Here is a 15,949-nt window from a genome sequence, read left to right on the forward strand (position 1 = left end):
AGGCAGGCTCTCGATCGCCTAAGCAGCTGAGGCGTAGGTCTATCATACATTTGAAAGATTGCGAGATTGACGGGAAGGGGGGGGCGTCAACCATTTATTCCTAATTCCCGATCTATCCTTGCGGCTGATTCGGCCTTTACCCTTTGAACTGTAGATGCCGCAACACCAGCTGCTTCAGCTGTCTTCCTTATAGATAAGCCTGATGCCAGCAAAGCCATAATTTCTTCCCTATCCACGCTGGCCTTTCTGCCTTGATATTTCCCTTCTTCTTTTGCTTTTTTGATTCCTTCCCGCTGTCGCTCCAAGAGCATAGAACGCTCAAACTGATACACAGCTCCAAGCATGTTCAACATCAAGTCCTGCATAGGATTTGCGGTTCCTGTGAAGGTTAAGCTTTCTTTGTGGAAAGACACCTGGATTCCTCGCTTTGTCAGTTCATTAACTATGCAGATTAGATCCTCCAGGTTCCTAGCCATGCGAGAGATGTCATGAACGTGGACTGCATCACCTTCTCTGACATAGTTCATCAAAGCTTGTAGTTGAGGTCTGTTGGTGTCCTTTCCTGAGCACTTGTCCTCAAAGACCTTGTCCAGCTCGACGTCATCTAACTGGCGCTCACTTCTCTGGTCGACGGTAGAGACGCGGATATATCCTACTTCTGCCATGCTTTCCTCTTCGGTGTACCGATATAAATCTAAGGGGTTGGGTGTACGGTGTTCCGATTATTAATAATGGACCTATAAAGGTACGCTTTTCGTATTTAAATAAGTGTATCTATTGGGTATAGCCAAAACGGTGCATTTATACAAATGATAAATAAGGTACAGGGTGCGATCAGTTAAAAGCGATATCGCATAATGGTGATTTTTTGACGCTATAAACCCAAAAAGTTTCCTGAGGAAACTTTTCAGCGCTTGATGAGCGCGGTGGAGCTCTGGGTGATTCAGAAGGGCAGGCGGCTCAAATAGACCCCCAGGTTATTCTTAGAGAGGTGTGGTTACGATGCCAGAACTCCTAAAAGTTTCCTGAGGAAACTTTTGCCCGCCCAGGGATGTTTTGGATTGCCTAATCGGCATATACACATAAAAATATGAAACTACACAATGTGTATTACAGAATATGTACTACATAATGTGTAGTAAAATTAAGACTTGATACTTTGAGTTTGACTGTAAACGAGTGGCTTTATTTTTTATTTCTATAAGGACTTTATCTGAGAACATTTATCTATGGTGGTTGGGAGCTTAGTAGCAAGGCTTCATCCGGGAGCGGTGCAGGTATGCTGTAAGGGAAAAAGTTTCCTGGGAATGCTTTTGCTTGCCAAGAGGGGGTTGGGCGGGATGGGGTAATACATTGTTCGAAAAGAATATTGAATTGGGGGGGCGGGATCAGCTGAAAACTCCATATCGGATACGATTAATCAAGTCTTCAACCTCTTTGGCGCCAGTCTCTGTTTTCGAGTGCATGAGCGGTTTCTCGCCATCTAATATTTCTCTCGGCGTGACCATCCACTGAGCTGCAGAGTCTCCGTTTCCCTCCATCAGTTCTGTAGCTTGGTCGAAGATGTTTGCTAGTCTCAGTACACGATCAGATTCTTCTGCACGCAATTTCCCGCTACTCTCCCGACGGTTCATTGAGGAGAGTTCAATCTGAAGGGCTTGACTAATTTCTCTTCGAGAAACCTTTAGTGCTTTTTCAAGAGTGATGATGGCGCGGAAGGGTAGGCCTGCCTTTGCCACATCAATCACGCTAGAGTGATTGATGTTTTCTGCGCCTATGATTTTCTCTACCAGCGAAGGACTAGATTTCGTTTTGTTTTCCATATGGATATCTTAACTGAGGTGGATATAGAAAGCCGCCCCAGTGGGGCGGCTGAATTGGCCGTATTGGCCTTTATGATTCCCCTTGGTAGGGGCTTCAATGACACTCCTTCGAACTAGCGATAGATCGAGTTGGTTTAATGGATATCCCGGCAGCGCCAACTGCCGGGGTTTGTTTGCCTTTCAACGTGTTTACGCTGCTCACCGCGAGCTTTCAGCTTCTGGAGGGGCGGGGCCAACCGCTGGATCCCTCTCACAACCAGGATTCGGCTATATCACCTGATCGTTTTCGCGCCTACTCACTCACTCTCCCTCTCTCAATTCCGTGTGATACCAGTGCCAGCCGGTATCAGAAATGAGAGATTCCCACGTTAGTTACCCACATCGGCTGTGTACGCCGCTGCACTCCACACCATGCTTTTCTTTACCTGTCTCCAAGATTTCAGAGGCCCGAGATTCCAAAGCAGCTCTCTTACCGAACATGGTGCTTCATTGCGCATAGCCAGACTCACAAAGTCACGGCTTACACAGACTTACCCGGATGCATCGTCTGCCGATGCACTTACCTGCTTGAGCTATACAGCGATCTGCCCAGGTTGCCCCAGACAGTACCAACGCTTCTAGATTTCTCCTCAGCGCCCTGACACCTCACGATGCCCTCAGCAGCCCACAGGCCAGGATCAAGTTGTACCGTTTCCAGCACCCCTCAATGAGGATTCTCACCTCTTTGCCAGTAACAGGGTTGGCCACGTCGCCGTGGCTCCCGTTTCCGTGTCGCCCAATCACCCATGGGATTGGGTCGAACGGGGCATTGCAGCCCCGAGCGCCCGTCGTAGCCGGACGAGCCCAATTACGGGCATCCGGCTTCGGCGGCAGCTTGGCTGGCCAGGTTGGCGGCCTGGTCAGCCTGGAGGATTGGCAATCCTCCTTATCAAACACAAGGCATACCCATCATGGATCTCGATCTGTCACCGGCTGTCGCCGATTTCACAGATCCGCACTATCCAGTTGGATGGGTTCATGCAGATATAGGGAGGGCGTGACGCCCTCCCCGGAATCTCTTTCAACAATCTCTACCGAAATGCTACATTCTTATACGACGTTATCTACAAGAGCGAGTCTCTTCATGGAAAATCTAACCCCGGTTCATCTAACTCGCACCGGTGCTTTCAGGGAGCTCTTGAACCAGATATCCCGTGGCTATAGTCGTTATACCTCAGGGAGCTTGTCTCCCAGAAAAACGCTCGCGTTCGTCCTCAAAATGCATGATCGCTACGGTGTCTGTTCAACATCGCAACAGCGTTGGCGTGCAACTAAAAAAGGGGAGGCTCCCGCGAGGCTAGTGCTTCTGGAAGAGCAAGAGCAGATCCATTGGTGGCTACTGGTCCGAGAGGAGGGTGAGGGCCTGGTAACCCAGCTTGAAACGCTATCAGATGCCAAATCTAAAGCGGGTAGGGTGGCGTATAGCGGCTATGAACTTGTAAGGGAAACGAAAAAAGGTGCAGACAAGCCTCGCTGGACCTGGCGAATGCAGGATGTGACATTGGCGCAATGGCGAGACAAAATTCGCAAATCTGCCCGCAGTCAGCGCGATGATGGTGTTCGACAGATAATGCATAGCTTGCGCAGGGTTCCAACGTTTTCAGGAGTTCGGTCTCAAGCGTATTCTCTCGCCGCATTCACCAAATCCGAGTGGAAACGAGCACGTCGTGGAAATTTTCCTGTTCCGGATATCGCATTGGGGTGGCAGGGACGCTACAAGCAGGCAAAAACTCGCCCACTAGCCTGATTTCCGCCTGTTTCCTGAATTTCCATGATGGAAATTACTTATTAATTAATAGGTTAGTGATTTTGTTTGGAAATTTATTGTCTATATTTCCAAGCGATGGAAATTGTGGAAATTTCCCAACTGGTGGGAAATTTATTTCCATATGCTGTTTGAATAAGGGCAGGAAAGGGCTTTTGGTGGCAGGACCTCAACGGGTTTTGCGCCGAGCCATGAGTGAATAAGTATCAACTACTTAAAGGTTGTGTGATGGCCACGATTCACGAATTTCCGCGAGATCATATCTTTTGGGATCTTGTTGAGCGCAAAGATGAGCCCGCTCAAATTATTCCGTTGTTTCCCGTTAGCAGTGTGCAGCTGGAAGAGCGGGGGGGCAGTGAGGGTGATGATGCTGATGAGTGAGGGAGGCGTTTGGGGCTTATAGTGCTGCCACCACATGGCCATTTTGTTTCAACCATTCCCGGTTTTCCTCATAACGAGGCAGCGTTTTCTCTACTTCCGCCCAAAACGCCGGTGAATGATCATGACGAATGAGGTGACACAGCTCGTGCACCACCACGTAATCCACCATGCGGTTCGGTGTCATCATGATCTGCCAGTTGAACTGCAGCTCACCCTTGGCAGTGCAGCTGCCCCAGCGGGACTTGAAGGTCTTTATGGCCACACCCGATGGCTCGACACCAACTTGAGGAGCCCATCGGGTAACCTTCTCCCTCAACTTCGTTTCAGCCTGGCGTTTGTACCAACGGATTAAAGCATTGCGGATCATGTGGGGTTGTTCTGAGCCTTGTGGCACTGATACCACCAAACGGCCCTGTAACAGCCTCACAGGGGCGAAGGGGCCCTTTTCCACTTTCAAACGATAGTTCCGCCCCAGATAGGAGAAGGATTCGCCAGATACGTAGCGTTTGCTGCTCGGTGGGGACATTTCCTGGTGGAGCGCTATCTTTTCCTTGATCCAGCGGCGTTTGGCCGCCAGAAGCTCATCGATTCGCTCTAACGAGGTCTCAACCGGTACCACCACCGACACGGCCCCCTCTTCCACCCGGATGTCCGCGGACTTGCGGCGGCTGGTTCGGGTCACCTCGGCAATAAAGCCGTTGGCGTCACGGTATTCAGGGGTCTGAGGTTTGGCCATCACCGAAACTTCGTCTTCGCCAAATCCATAAACCGCTCCTGCACCACATTCACAATCGCCTTGTCGCCAAAGCTGCAGTCCAGGGTCGCCCGCTTGATGGCTTTCTTCATGCGCTTGATCTCTTCGCCTTTCTTGAAGAAATCCACGATCTGGGTGGCTTCGTCGAACATCTCCACCAGCGCCTGGGTGGTAGTCTTGATCTCGTCGTGGACGGTATCGCTGACTACCTCTTCACCTCCGTGCTCGATCACCTCTGCCATCAAGATGTTGTAGAACGCCAGCTCGGTTTCGGTCAGCCCCAGATCTTCCGCGGCCTGTTTATGCTCGCTTTCCAGGGTGCCGACCATATCCAGCAGCAGCTCCAGCTGCTGCTTCCACTTACCATTATTCTTTTCGATAATGTCGCGCAGGCGCAGGCTTAAAGAACGGTAGTATTCCGGGTCTTCTTCCAGATTCACTGTGATGTGATGCTTGATGGCGCTCTCAATTTCCGAAGCGCGGGATTCCGGGGATTTGATCTGCTCCACCGATTCACGGAAGTTAGCCGCCATCAAGTCCACGGGTGGGATCTTCGGGTCGACGCCGGTGCTGATGATGTGTTCATCCACCAGCTGGCGTACCTTCTCGCCGGCATCGGCGATATTCAGGCCCGGGTCGCGGTAGCGGTTGCGCGCGGCATTCTGCACCTTGCCCCACAGCTTCAGGTCAGAAATAAACGGCTTGGCCGCCGGGTCGGGCAGCACTACATCCATCTGCCGGGCAAAGCGCTTGTAGGCCAGCTCGAACTGTTGGCGGATGTCTTCGTCCTTGAGGAACAGGACATAGTCATCGATATCAGAGCCCTTGAGGCCAGCGAACACCTGCGCCACCCGCGTATGGGCCGCCTTCAGCTTGGGGATCTCGTCCTTCAGGGTGACGTAGGTGCCTTCCACGTCATCACTGCTGAACTGCTCCAGCGCCTCGGTGAGGTAATCGGACAGGCCGTAGTAATCCACCACAAAGCCCGCCTGCTTCCCCTTGTAGGTACGATTCACCCGCGCAATGGCCTGCATCAGAGTGTGATCCTTCAGGCTGCGGTCGATGTACATCACCTGGGCAATGGGGGCATCGAAGCCGGTGAGCAGCATGTCCTTCACTATCAGGAAGGCCAGCGGGTTCTCGTTCAGGGGCTTCTTGAAGGCATCAATGGCCTGCTTCTGCTGGGTCTTGTCGGTGTACTGGGCGATATAGCCCGGATCATTGTGGTTGCCGCTGATAATCACCTCGGACAGCGGCGCGCCCAGTTCATCCAGGGTTTTCTTGTACAGCGTGGCCGCATGGCGGCTGCCCACCACCACCATGGCCTTGAAGCCGTTGGGCTGGATATGCTTCCGGTAGTGCTTGAGCAGATCCAGGCACACCCAGCGAATCCGTGCCGGGGCTTCACGCACCGCCCGCTCTACCCCGTACTTCTTCTTGATCTCGCGCTTCTCGTCGTCGCTCTTGTCCTTGAAGTATTCGTCGAACAGCTTGTCCAGGGATTCGCCCACCACCTGGGTCTGGGCCTGGCGGCCTTCGTAGATGATGCGCACCGTGGCGCCGTCTTCCACCGCCTCATTGATCTTGTACTGATCAATGTAGCCGCCAAAGGCCTGATCCATCTTCTGGTTCTTCAGCAACGGGGTGCCGGTAAAGCCGATCTTGGGGGCATTGGGCAGGGCCGCGTTGATGGTGGCGGCCAGGCCACCAAACTGGGTGCGGTGAGCCTCATCAGCCAGCACGATGATGTTGTCGCTAGCATTTAGATCCGTGAAGTCGCCCTCGGCCTCCGCGTCCTGAAACTTCTGCACCATGGCCGTGACAATGTCAGAGGCATCCTTGGTCAGCAGTTCCTTGAGCTTGGTCACCGAACTGGCGTTATGGATGGTTTCGTTCTGGGCATCGCGGAAAGTGGCGGAGAGCTGGCTGTCCAACTGGGTACGGTCAGTGACGAACACCAGCTTGTACTTTTGCAGCTCCGGGTCGCGGCGCATCTTCACCGCCAACATCACCATAGTGAGCGACTTGCCCGAGCCCTGGGTGTGCCACACCACCCCGGACTTTTCTTTGCGGGTGGTGCCATGCTTCAACCGCTCAATCACCTTGTTCACCGCCCGGTACTGCTGGTAACGGGCCACCTTCTTGATCAAGCGGCCTTCCACCGGTTCGAACAGGATGAAGTTGCGAATCAAGTCCAGGAAGGTATCGCGGCTGAACATGCCCATGAGCAGGCGTTGCTGGGCGGTGATGTCACTCTGCCCCGCCTCGCCTGCGGCCACCTTCTTAACGTGCTCCAGGTAAGCGATCGAGGGAATATCTGCAACGTTATAGTTCGCCCCAGCCACCCCGTTATCGGCCACCGGCTTCGCCAGCAGCCCACGAATATCCGCATCCGTATAGGGGTAGGCATCCTTCCAGTCGCCATAATGCTGGGCCATGGAACTGATAGTGCCGACCCGGGCCTGGTCCCGGCAGGTGGACACCATCAACTGGTTATACCAGAACAGCTTCTGCGCCCCCTCAAAATCTTCCGGGCGGCGCAGGTTGGCGTAGCGGCGTAGCTGGTTGATGCCCTCGCCAATGGCATCGGCCACATAGGGCGACTTGCATTCAATCACCGCCAGCGGCAAGCCATTCACGAAACAGACAATGTCGGGAATGACGTTCTGGTTCGGCCCTTCCACCTTGAACTGGCTGGTGCAGAGAAAGTCGTTATTGGCCGGGTTGTCGAAATCGATAACGGTGACCGTCTGACCCTTACGGCCCGAGCCCAGATCCTGCTCCACGGAAAGCGCGTGATCGCCGGTGCAGCAGAGCCTTTCCCACAGGGCCTGGTTGTATTCAATCAAGCCGGCAAAATTCGGGTGGGTAAACTCGCGCAGCACCTTGCGCAGGTTTTCGTCGCTTATCCACGGGTTCAGGCGGCGCAGGGCGGCCTCAAGCCGTTTCACCAGCACCACATCGCGGTAATAGCTGCGTTCACCTGACGCCGGGCTAAGCGCCTCCCCCGGCACATACTGCCAACCGGATTGCTGTAGCTGTGCCAGCGCAGGCTGCTCGACCTTATTCAGCTCGTCATAAAACACTATGGTTGCTCTCCCTCATCACGCTCTCCCTAATTAGCCTGCGCCAACATATTCATAATCAGGCGAATCAGCGTGTCTTTTTGAGCCGGATCAGATTCCGCCACCAGCAAGGTCAGGGCCGCCAGGCCAGTGTCGTTGATCACCGCCTCGCCATGGTCGTTTAACAGGCGACCATGGCGGTGCAAGAAATCCACAAACAGCCAGGCGCCACTGCGTTTATTGCCATCGCTAAAGGGGTGATTCTTCACCACAAAATACAGCAGATGGGCCGCTTTGCTTTCCACCGTGGGGTAGGCGGGCTCACCAAACACCGTCTGCTCCAGGTTGCCGAAAATGCCGCTCAAACCCTCTGCACGCGGGTTGGCAAACAGGGCGGTGGCTTCACCGCGTTTTATCAGTTGCGTTTTTAGGGCGTGTAAATCGGCCATGGCCTGCGCTGGCGTGGCCAGCTGGCCGCCGGCCTCACCGTCGGGCTCGTCTAGCAGGCCCTCATCGTAGCGCTGCAACCACAAAAAGGTCTGGGTATAGCGGCTAACCATCTCTACCAGCCCGCGCCCTTCTTCCAGCCCTAACCGTTCGGAATGCGCGGCCTTTTTGATCAGCGCCAGCGCCTGCTCCAGCTCCTGGGCGTTTTGCTCAAAGCGTTGTTGGTTAATGGTGTAACCACGGGTGAGGTGCTCTTTTAAGCGCTGGGTGGCCCAGATGCGAAACTGCGTGCCCTGGAAAGACTTTACCCGATAGCCCACAGAGATAATGACATCGAGGTTGTAGTGATCAACCTGGTAAGTTTTCCCGTCATCGGCAGTTGTCGCAAAATTTGCGACAACTGCCTCTTTGGGCAATTCGCCCTCTTTAAACACGTTATTCACGTGCTTGCCGATGGTTTTCACGTCTCTGCCAAAGAGTTCGGCGAGCTGTTGGCGATTCAGCCACACCGTGTCTTGCTCCAACCGCACCTCAATGGGGCTTTGAGCATCGTGTTGGTAAATTTCGATTTTGGCTTGCGTATCCATACGCTTACCCCTCCCGCCGAGTTAGCGGCTTAATGGCAGGGTTTTCGACTTTTTCGGCTTCGTCCTGAAACATAACGGGCAGTCAAGCCGATCAGGCGACTGCGTTCTCCTTGTTATCGACGTTGACTCTGACCTTGCCGGTGAGCAGGTCTTGCATTAGGGCTTTTTTCATTTTGCAGTTTTGGGCGACCTTTCGCTCTGTTGCAAAAATCCTTTGGTCGATCGATTTGAGGCTGCCAGCAATTTTTCTTTGCTCATCCAAAGAGGGCAAAGGCACCGTTAGCTTTTTGAAAAAAGACAACCCGATAGTCTTGATCGTACTTCCCATAGCTATATTCTCAAACAAGGGTTTCAAGAACTGCATAACGTAATAGAGGAAGTGGTTATCCAGCCGATCCGAGCAATGCCATACAATAAAGTGCTGGCTTACAGCCATTTCTTTGGTCGTGATTGCGCTCTTCCCAATGCCTGCATCTCTGGATAGCACCACTATCCCAGGCGGATGAATCACAGCAGAAGAGTTTTTTACCCCTTTTTCACTAATACTCTTTGCGGTTGCGGAGATATACAGCCGATCTAATTTGTTAGTGTCTGACAGCGAAACCCAATCAATACCACCGTTCCAGTATTCCGCTTTTGACTTGCTGGGAGTATGACCACTTCCTCGTGTTGCCACGTCATCCAGCAACACAACATCCCACCCCTCTGGAATCCGCCCCACCGGCGAATCCTTGAACGCGGCATGCCCAATGCCTTTGGTCAACAGCTCCTGCATCATGCCGGTTTTCATGTCTTTCAGCTTGTCGATCTGTGCGCGTGTTTTTTCGATCACATCATCGACGGAGGACAGAATGGCTGCGATTTTTTGTTGTTCGGGGAGAGGGGGGAGAAGACATTCCAGCTCGGCCACAATACTGGTATTAAGGTTTCCCTGTGTTCCTGATTGACGCTGCCCACTTAAATACTCTTCTTTACTAGCAAGGAAGTAGTACCAATACTCGCGGTCAATAAACTCTTTAAGCCTATCGAACCATACAAATCCATCGTGGATACAGGCATTTACACCGACGATAATTGGCCTACCGATGGTAGCGCATATACTTAATATCACCTCGCCAACGGGAATCTGGATGCTCTTTGATACCCCTTCATCCGAGAGGTATTGTGTCGTCCTGGTTAAATACTTTCTCGAAGATGTGACATCAGAAATCCTGACCCAGCCAATTTTTCCTCCCCACCATTTAGGGTCTTGTATTGGCCTAGGTGACGCGCCGCGCTTAACTGTGGAAAGTTCACCAACTTTAGCAACAGACCACCCCTCCGGAAAAGAGCTATTCATAGCCCAGCTCCTGTAGATACCCCTTCATCACGCTTTCCGCTTCCGCCACCTGGGCATCCAGCTCACTGAGTGAAACCCGATACTTGTCCCACCAGCGCTCGAGCTGGGTAATGACTTTGGCATCCACTTCACCCACGGCATTCCGAATGGCTTCCTTGCTGTCGATCTCCGGCTTGAAGCCGTAATACGCTTCGTCCCGGCGCACAAACACCGCAGACACATCAAAGTCTTCCAGTATCTCTTCGCGGATATATTCGCTTTCCACCTCCCGCACCGGGATGCCGCCGTGGAGGATGGCGCGCACGTCGAAGATTTCCGGGGGCGGGCTGGTGTCGGCGTAGCGACGGATATTCAGGTTGAAGTCGTTTTCCTCGATCTCGGCCAGCGGCACCACTTTGGAGTAGCGCTTGATCTCTTCGAAGTGCTCGAAGGTCTGAGCAATCTTGTCGATATCCTGCTGGCGCAGTTTGTTCTGGTTCTTGCCTTCCTCGTATTCCAGCTCGCTGTTGATAAACAGCACCTTGCCCTTGCGCTCGGCAGGCTTGCCCTTGTTGATGATCAGCAGGCAGGCGGGGATGCCGGTGCCGTAGAACAGGGCGGCGGGCAGGCCGATAACGGCTTCCAGCAGATCATCATTGAGAATGCCCTGACGGATGGCCTTCTCGCTGGAGCCCCGGAACAGCACACCATGAGGCATGACCACGCCCATCATGCCCTCGGCGTTGAGGCTGGCGATCATGTGCTGGACGAAGGCCAGGTCGCCGGCGTCTTTCGGCGGGGTGCCGTAGGGGAAGCGGCCATAGGCATCGCTGTCCGCCTCTTCCTTGCCCCACTTCTTCAGGCTGAAGGGGGGATTGGCGATCACCCGGTCGAAGGTCATCAGCGCGCCGGCTTCAGTGTGCTGCGGTTCGCGCAGGGTGTCGCCCTTCTTGATGTCGGCGCTGTAGACCCCGTGCAGGAACATGTTCATCTTGCAGATGGCCCAGGTGTTCAGGTTCATCTCTTGCCCGTAGAGGGACAGGTTGGATGGGTTCTCGCCGTTGCGGGCCAGGTAGTTGCGGGTTTGTACCAGCATGCCGCCGGAACCGGCGGTGGGGTCGTAGATGCGCATGCCGGCGTGGGGCTTGAGCAGGGACACCAGCAACTGCACCACTTCCGACGGGGTATAGAACTCGCCGCCCTTCTTGCCGGCGCTGTCGGCGAACATCTTGATCAGGTATTCGTAGGCGGTGCCGAGCAGATCAGAGCGCTCGAAGTCTTCATTGCGCAGGCGGTGCTGGCTGAAGTGGCTGAGCAGGTCGCGCAGCTTTTTGTCGGTGAGCTTGTTTTTGATGTTGAAGTCGATGGTCACCAGCACCCCTTCCAGGGAGCCGTTGTATTCTTCAATGGCCTCGGTGGCCTTGTTAAGTTCAGAGCCGATGTCGTGTTTGAGGTCTTTTAGGGCTTCCCAGCGGGCCTGAGGAGGGATGTAGAAGGTCTTGTCGTATTCATCTTCGTCATCGGCCAGATCCTCGGCCTGCTGCTGGCTCTTGCCCTTGCCCAGGTAGTACTGCACCACGGTTTCACGGGCTTCCTCGAAGGCATCGGACAGGCGCTTGAGGAACATCATGCCGAAGATGTAATCCTTGAACTCGGAGGCATCCATATTGCCGCGCAGGATATCGGCGGTTTCCCAGAGGAAGGATTCGAGCTGCTGCAGGGTGAGTTTTTGGGGCATTGAGGCTTCTCTTTAATGTCTTTTTTTAGAGGCGGGTAACGATGGCCTGGGTTTATTCTTCGATAAAGTCATTGCTGCGGAGCTGTTTTATATGGGCAGCAATGTCGCTGAATGAAAGCGAGCTTTGTCCGCTTTGCTCCCCTACCTCAATTATCTTTTTAAGGGCTGCTGTCTGGCTTTCCTGACGCTCTAGCAGCCGTAGGGCTGTGCGTATCACTTCACTGGTTGAGCCGTACCGACCTGAGGCAACCAGCGTTGCAACAAAGTCATCAAGCTGTGGGCCGATGGTCACGCTAGTGGTTCTGGCCATGACATCGTCTCCTGTGTGGATTATTAACACAGCATACCACTTGGCGGGCCTGGTTCAATCGCAAGAAAGCGGGTGCAGAACCGGCTGGTTCTCAATTGTAAAACTTGCTAACGCCTTTCTGTTTAGGTTCGTTTAAATGGGTTGTACGCGGTTGTTATGTCTGTGTTCGACAAGAGAGGTTTTATGATTTTCACGGAATTAGGTGCTTTTACGCTGGGCGTTTCCGGTGCGCCCAGTTTTGATGCCCAGGAGGCCTTGCTATGACTTTTTTTCTAACGGACGAAGAGGTGGTCATGTTGACTGATTACGAGAAGCCGGCGCTTCAATGCCGGCAGTTGCGAAAAATGGGCCTCTCGTTTGAGGTGGGCCGGACTGGCAAGCCGAAAATTCTTCGCGAGGTTGTAGCTAAGAGGCTTGGTGGGCGCGTCCGCCGTGACGCGGAGGTTAATGTGAAGGCATTGAGTCGATTATAGCTAGGGAGAGCAATATGGGACGAAAACGGAAAACAGATCACCATCTGCCCTCACGCGTTTACCTGCGCTCAGGGAGTTATTACTTGGTGGATAGCAATGCCAAGTGGGTTCGGTTGGGTGGTGACTATCCGGCGGCGATGGCCAAATACGCACAACTGGTTGGTGATTTAGGTTGTGTCGTAACGGTTGGGGACCTAATTGATAGATACCTGAGAGAGGTAGCTCCTCTTAAAGCGCAGGCGACCTATAAGGGTAATATCGTTCAGGCCAAATATTTACGAACTGGTTTGGGGGAGATTCGAGTTGAGGATTTGGGGCCTAGGCAGATTTACCGTTACATGGATATTCGGGGCCAGAGAGGTAAAACGCAGACGAATCGTGAGTTGGCAATGCTGTCCCACATGCTCAAGTATGCAATCCGTTGGGGGGTGATTGATCAAAATCCGTGTCGTGATGTTATGCGTTTCAAAGAAAAGCCCAGAGATCGCTATATCAGTGACGCAGAATATAAAGCGTTCCATGACTTCTCTGGGCCTCTCATTGCTGCCTATATGGATTTCAAACTGCTTACAGGGCTTCGGAAAGCGGACATTCTGCAACTGCGACGTGATGTGTTAAAGCCAGATGGTATCTATGTGGAAATCAGTAAGACTAAGCAAAGGATCATTATCTCGTGGACTGACCATCTGGAAGCGGCAGTCCAGCAGATAAAGAATCTCCCTCGGCCGGTTAACAGCATGTACTTGTTTTCTACCAGGCGAGGTCAGCCTTATAGCGCAAGTGGGTTTGCATCGATCTGGCAGAGGAAAATGGTCAAAGCGCTGGATCAGGGCGTTCTGCAAGAGCGGTTTACTGATCATGACTTGAGAGCCAAAACGGGCAGTGATGCGGAATTGGAGCATGCAACTGCGCTGTTGGCACATCTTGATGCCAAGGTGACGAAACGGCATTATCGAAGGAAGGCTGCGGTGGTTAAGCCGCTGCGCTGAATTGGAAAAAGCGGGTTTTTTTGGAAGCGTTTTGGGAAGAGGTGATCTGAGGAGTTGGCTAAACCATTGAATTAATGGTGAAAATTGGTGGGCCCACCAGGACTTGAACCTGGGACCAATCGATTATGAGTCGACTGCTCTAACCAGCTGAGCTATAGGCCCTTGAGAAACCGCCTGGCGCCCTGTGCCGGACGTCTGACGTTTGCCAGCGCTGTTGTTGCGCGGGCGAAGATTATAACGTGTATTTGAATCAGGGAAAGGCCGTTCCTTTTTTATTATTAACCCGGGCTGCATCGCAGCCCGGGTGGCGTCTTGCGGCCGGCCTCAAGCATCCGGCGCTTTCAATTACAGATCGCCGTCCAGGAAGCTGCGCAGGTGTTCGCTGCGGCTCGGGTGGCGCAGCTTGCGCAGCGCCTTGGCTTCTATCTGACGAATACGCTCACGGGTCACGTCGAACTGTTTGCCCACTTCCTCAAGGGTGTGGTCAGTGTTCATGTCGATACCGAAACGCATGCGCAGGACTTTGGCTTCCCGGGCGGTCAGGTTGGCCAGCACGTCGCGGGTGGCTTCTTCCAGACCCAGCGAGGTGGCAGAGTCCACCGGTGATTCCATGTTGCCGTCTTCGATAAAGTCGCCGAGGCTGGAATCTTCATCGTCACCAATGGGGGTTTCCATGGAGATCGGCTCTTTGGCGATCTTCAGTACCTTGCGAACTTTGTCTTCCGGCATTTCCAGGCGTACACCCAGCTCTTCCGGGGTCGGTTCGCGGCCCATTTCCTGCAGCATCTGACGTTGTACCCGGTTGATCTTGTTGATGGTCTCTATCATGTGTACCGGGATACGGATGGTGCGCGCCTGGTCGGCGATGGAGCGGGTAATGGCCTGACGAATCCACCAGGTGGCGTAGGTGGAGAACTTGTAACCACGGCGGTATTCGAACTTGTCCACGGCTTTCATCAGGCCGATGTTGCCTTCCTGAATCAGGTCGAGGAACTGCAGGCCGCGGTTGGTGTATTTCTTGGCGATGGAAATAACCAGACGCAGGTTGGCTTCCACCATTTCTTTCTTGGCACGACGGGCCTTGGCTTCGCCGATGGAAATGCGACGATTGATTTCCTTGATGTCGCCTACGGGCAGGCCAATGATATCTTCGATGGTGCCGATTTTGCGCTGGGCCCGTTGAACGTCTTCTTTAACCGCGCCGAGTTTATCGGCGATGGCTTTGCCTTTTTTGGTTTTCAGCTGGCCATCGATCCAATCCATGTTGGTTTCGTTGCCGGGGAAAACCTTGATGAAATCTTTACGCTCCATGCCGCCGCGGCGGATGGTGGCGGACATGATCTGACGCTCGAATTTACGCACCAGGTCCAGGTTGTCACGGGCACCCACCAGCATGCCGTCGAAAATACGCGGCACCAGTTTGAACAAGGTGAAATGCTCGGCCAGGGCTTCCAGAGCCTTGGCGCTAGAGGCGTGGTCGCGGCCATTGCGCTTGAGAGAGCGTTCGGCTTTTTCGTGCAGTTTTTTCAGAGTCTCGAAGCGCTCTGCCGCCAGGATTGGATCCAGGCCGCCTTCATCTTCTTCGTCATCGTCATCACTGTCTTTGTCATCAGTGCCTTCTTCTTTGGCTTTTTCTTTTTCTTTCGCTTTTGCTGCTTTTTCTTCCGCCGCTTTTTTTGCTTTTTCGGCGAAGGCAGGATCTCTATTGGCGTTGGTCGCCGCGGCGCCATCGTCATTGGGATCCAGGTAGCCGGCAATGATGTCGGTGAGCTTGCGTTCTTCGTTTTCCACGCGGGCGTATTCGTCGATCACCATGTCGACGGCGCCGGGCCAGAAGGCGAGGGCGTGCAGGACTTCACGGGTGCCTTCTTCAATGCGTTTGGCGATTTCAATTTCGCCTTCGCGTGTAAGCAACTCCACGGTGCCCATCTCGCGCATGTACATCCGCACCGGGTCGGTGGTGCGACCGGGTTCGTTTTCTACGGAGGCGAGCACGGCAGCGGCTTCTTCGGCGGCGACTTCGTCGGTGCTGTCGGCGCTTTCATCGATCGTCAACTGGTCGGCATCGGCGGCTTTTTCCACCACGGTGATGCCCATGTCGTTGATCATCTGAATGATGTCTTCCACTTGATCGGTGTCGGTAATGGAATCCGGCAAGTGGTCATTCACTTCAGCGTAAGTAAGGTAGCCCTGTTCCTTACCCAGTGCGATCAACTGCTTCAGCTGAGATTGTTGCTGCTGCTTTTGAGTCGTCATGCAA

13 protein-coding genes and 1 tRNA gene are annotated in these 15,949 nt (G+C 53.5%); 4 read left to right on the forward strand and 10 right to left on the reverse strand.

The window, feature by feature from the left end:
• Positions 1–86: 86 nt before the first annotated feature.
• Both ABNH18_RS13190 and ABNH18_RS13195 read right to left on the reverse strand, forming a co-directional pair.
• Positions 87–665 carry a recombinase family protein gene (locus tag ABNH18_RS13190; protein ID WP_349383274.1) on the reverse strand — a complete coding sequence of 193 codons (579 nt, stop codon included), beginning with the start codon at positions 663–665 and terminating at the stop codon, positions 87–89.
• Positions 666–1,388: 723 nt separating this feature from the next.
• Positions 1,389–1,823, reverse strand: a complete 435-nt coding sequence (locus tag ABNH18_RS13195) for an Xre family toxin-antitoxin system antitoxin (RefSeq protein ID WP_349383275.1) — start codon at positions 1,821–1,823, stop codon at positions 1,389–1,391.
• Between the two features lie 1,123 nt (positions 1,824–2,946).
• On the opposite strand from ABNH18_RS13195, the gene ABNH18_RS13200 reads away from it, so the two are divergent.
• Both ABNH18_RS13200 and ABNH18_RS13205 read left to right on the forward strand, forming a co-directional pair.
• Positions 2,947–3,609: a hypothetical protein gene (locus tag ABNH18_RS13200; protein ID WP_349383276.1), complete on the forward strand. Its 663-nt coding sequence runs from the start codon at positions 2,947–2,949 to the stop codon at positions 3,607–3,609.
• Positions 3,610–3,822: 213 nt separating this feature from the next.
• A complete protein-coding gene (locus tag ABNH18_RS13205) occupies positions 3,823–4,008 on the forward strand; it encodes a hypothetical protein (protein WP_349383277.1) in 186 nt (61 codons plus the stop codon).
• A gap of 16 nt (positions 4,009–4,024) precedes the next feature.
• Here ABNH18_RS13205 and ABNH18_RS13210 read toward each other — a convergent pair whose 3' ends face one another.
• The 6 genes from ABNH18_RS13210 to ABNH18_RS13235 form a co-directional block, all read right to left on the reverse strand.
• Positions 4,025–4,744 (reverse strand): M48 family metallopeptidase, encoded by a 720-nt coding sequence (locus ABNH18_RS13210; protein WP_349383278.1) that lies wholly within the window; start codon positions 4,742–4,744, stop codon positions 4,025–4,027.
• Positions 4,744–7,848: a type I restriction endonuclease subunit R gene (locus ABNH18_RS13215; RefSeq protein ID WP_349383279.1), complete on the reverse strand. Its 3,105-nt coding sequence runs from the start codon at positions 7,846–7,848 to the stop codon at positions 4,744–4,746. The genes ABNH18_RS13210 and ABNH18_RS13215 overlap by 1 nt, the downstream gene beginning before the upstream one ends.
• A gap of 29 nt (positions 7,849–7,877) precedes the next feature.
• A complete protein-coding gene (locus ABNH18_RS13220) occupies positions 7,878–8,861 on the reverse strand; it encodes a virulence RhuM family protein/type II toxin-antitoxin system death-on-curing family toxin (RefSeq protein WP_349383280.1) in 984 nt (327 codons plus the stop codon).
• 91 nt (positions 8,862–8,952) lie between these two features.
• Positions 8,953–10,200: a restriction endonuclease subunit S gene (locus tag ABNH18_RS13225; RefSeq protein ID WP_349383281.1), complete on the reverse strand. Its 1,248-nt coding sequence runs from the start codon at positions 10,198–10,200 to the stop codon at positions 8,953–8,955.
• A complete protein-coding gene (locus tag ABNH18_RS13230; RefSeq protein ID WP_349383282.1) occupies positions 10,193–11,917 on the reverse strand; it encodes a type I restriction-modification system subunit M in 1,725 nt (574 codons plus the stop codon). Before ABNH18_RS13230 ends, ABNH18_RS13225 begins: the two co-directional genes overlap by 8 nt.
• Positions 11,918–11,969: 52 nt before the next feature.
• Entirely contained in the window at positions 11,970–12,227 is a 258-nt protein-coding gene (locus tag ABNH18_RS13235; protein WP_349383283.1) for a type II toxin-antitoxin system ParD family antitoxin, read from the reverse strand.
• A gap of 260 nt (positions 12,228–12,487) precedes the next feature.
• Between ABNH18_RS13235 and ABNH18_RS13240 the strand changes: the two genes are divergently transcribed.
• Positions 12,488–12,700, forward strand: coding sequence for a DUF4224 domain-containing protein (locus ABNH18_RS13240; RefSeq protein ID WP_349383284.1), 213 nt, complete (start codon positions 12,488–12,490; stop codon positions 12,698–12,700).
• Between the two features lie 14 nt (positions 12,701–12,714).
• Positions 12,715–13,689 (forward strand): tyrosine-type recombinase/integrase, encoded by a 975-nt coding sequence (locus ABNH18_RS13245; RefSeq protein ID WP_349383285.1) that lies wholly within the window; start codon positions 12,715–12,717, stop codon positions 13,687–13,689.
• 85 nt (positions 13,690–13,774) lie between these two features.
• Here the strand turns inward: ABNH18_RS13245 and ABNH18_RS13250 are convergent.
• Positions 13,775–13,851 (reverse strand) — tRNA-Ile (locus ABNH18_RS13250).
• Positions 13,852–14,034: 183 nt separating this feature from the next.
• Positions 14,035–15,945 (reverse strand): RNA polymerase sigma factor RpoD, encoded by a 1,911-nt coding sequence (gene rpoD / locus ABNH18_RS13255; RefSeq protein WP_349383286.1) that lies wholly within the window; start codon positions 15,943–15,945, stop codon positions 14,035–14,037.
• Positions 15,946–15,949 lie beyond the last annotated feature (4 nt).

Source organism: Alcanivorax sp., from assembly GCF_040118815.1.
Classification (GTDB): Bacteria; Pseudomonadota; Gammaproteobacteria; order Pseudomonadales; family Alcanivoracaceae; genus Alcanivorax.

What these genes read in the sequence shown, in the direction of transcription:
- ABNH18_RS13190 (WP_349383274.1), bottom strand. Translation starts at nt 665, where the DNA reads ATGGCAGAAGTAGGATATATCCGCGTCTCTACCGTCGACCAGAGAAGT.
- ABNH18_RS13195 (WP_349383275.1), bottom strand. Translation starts at nt 1,823, where the DNA reads ATGGAAAACAAAACGAAATCTAGTCCTTCGCTGGTAGAGAAAATCATA.
- ABNH18_RS13200 (WP_349383276.1), top strand. Translation starts at nt 2,947, where the DNA reads ATGGAAAATCTAACCCCGGTTCATCTAACTCGCACCGGTGCTTTCAGG.
- ABNH18_RS13210 (WP_349383278.1), bottom strand. Translation starts at nt 4,744, where the DNA reads ATGGCCAAACCTCAGACCCCTGAATACCGTGACGCCAACGGCTTTATT.
- ABNH18_RS13220 (WP_349383280.1), bottom strand. Translation starts at nt 8,861, where the DNA reads ATGGATACGCAAGCCAAAATCGAAATTTACCAACACGATGCTCAAAGC.
- ABNH18_RS13225 (WP_349383281.1), bottom strand. Translation starts at nt 10,200, where the DNA reads ATGAATAGCTCTTTTCCGGAGGGGTGGTCTGTTGCTAAAGTTGGTGAA.
- ABNH18_RS13230 (WP_349383282.1), bottom strand. Translation starts at nt 11,917, where the DNA reads ATGCCCCAAAAACTCACCCTGCAGCAGCTCGAATCCTTCCTCTGGGAA.
- ABNH18_RS13235 (WP_349383283.1), bottom strand. Translation starts at nt 12,227, where the DNA reads ATGGCCAGAACCACTAGCGTGACCATCGGCCCACAGCTTGATGACTTT.
- ABNH18_RS13240 (WP_349383284.1), top strand. Translation starts at nt 12,488, where the DNA reads ATGACTTTTTTTCTAACGGACGAAGAGGTGGTCATGTTGACTGATTAC.
- ABNH18_RS13245 (WP_349383285.1), top strand. Translation starts at nt 12,715, where the DNA reads ATGGGACGAAAACGGAAAACAGATCACCATCTGCCCTCACGCGTTTAC.
- rpoD (WP_349383286.1), bottom strand. Translation starts at nt 15,945, where the DNA reads ATGACGACTCAAAAGCAGCAGCAACAATCTCAGCTGAAGCAGTTGATC.